Source organism: Vibrio sp. 1580 (assembly GCF_033340055.1).
Genome location: NZ_JAWOVT010000053.1, coordinates 1 through 1,453 on the forward strand (window position 1 = coordinate 1; position 1,453 = coordinate 1,453).

Consider the following 1,453-nt stretch of genomic DNA (forward strand, 5'->3'; position numbering starts at 1 on the left):
GAAGCGATTGATCATGGTGTAGGTCAAGATGAGCTGGTGACTAACGTATTGGTTGAAAGCACTCAAAGTGATGCTGACGGTACACAAGAGGCTGTTGTGGCTCCCCTAGAAATCGTCATCAGTGATGCCGACCCAGTGATCGCAAATGAGTCATATAGTGTAACCGAAGGCCAAGTCATTTCTGGCAATGTACTGGAGAATGACATTGATATTGATGGTGACTTGTACATTCGATATGTCAGAGCCGGAGGAGAGATCCAGTCTGTCCCTGATGGTGGCTCAGTAAGTTTTAGTCTAGAGAAGGGTGAATTAACCGTATTTTCAGATGGCTCTTGGCAGTTGAATGCCAGTCGCAACTTAGATCACACGGTTGAGCAAAGTCTCGTTTTTGATTATCTCGCAGCCGATGATTCAAAAGATTACGGTGTAGCAACCGCAACTATCGACATTATAGATGGCCAAGCGGGTTATGTAGGCAGCGCTACTATAAACACAGCAGAAGTACCTCTGGGAGAGGCATTATTAACCACCGAAGGCAGTGTTAATGTGATTGCTGGCTCTGATAACCCTGATCCGACTAGTTTGTATTTTGGTGGGGCATCCATTACTAAGTTAGAGGCATTAGGGCTTACAAGCTCAGTCTCTGATAATGAGCTTAGCTACACGTTAAGTTCCAGTGGAAAGCAAATCACAGCATTTGCCAATGGTGTGACTGTATTTACGTTAACATTGAGTGGCATTGAGTCGGGTAACGATGTACTAGCTTCAATCTCGCTTACTCTTGATCATCCTATCGACCAATTCAATAGTAGTGATACGGTCACTTTCCCGTTGACCATTGGAGGGACAGATCTAGACTCCACACCGCTTGTAGAGAATGAAATTGATTTCGTGTTGAAAGATGGTGTTGATCCTACGTTGAGCAACTTGACTGTTGTTGCAATCGAGGAGATTAATCTAGAAAGTGGGGCAATCTTTAAGACTGGGAGCCTTCAACTCGATATCGGGAGTGATTATGTTGACTCTCTTCGATTTAGCGAATTAAACCAGCCCACATTAGTGAGTAGTGAAAGTGAGTTGCTTTACCGTCTGTCTGATGACGGTACGACAATTACTGGCTATATCTTAGAAGGTGGGGTGGAAGTAAATATTTTTCAATCGAAACTATTATCCACATTACCTTTAGAGTCGAGTAGTGAAATAGAGTATTCCTTTGAATTATATCGCTCTTTCGATCTGTCAAAAGATCAAATCCTGGATATACCATTGTTAGTTAATGCAACAGATTCAGACGGTGACACCACCTCCGTAACATTGGATATTACCTTAGAGGCAATTGAAGGTTTGAACGATGATGCCTCTTTAACGGTGGATATTCTTGATGGCGGCGATGGATACGAAAACCAGTTTGAAGTTCCTAGTGTCACGATTCAAGGTGACGCACTCAAGATAA

At 43.1% G+C, this 1,453-nt stretch carries 1 protein-coding gene; it reads left to right on the forward strand.

Annotation, left to right across the window (positions count from 1 at the left end):
* Nucleotides 1-1,453, forward strand: a 1,453-nt coding sequence (locus tag R7093_RS23945; protein WP_318146853.1) for an Ig-like domain-containing protein, incomplete at both ends; no start/stop codon positions are given.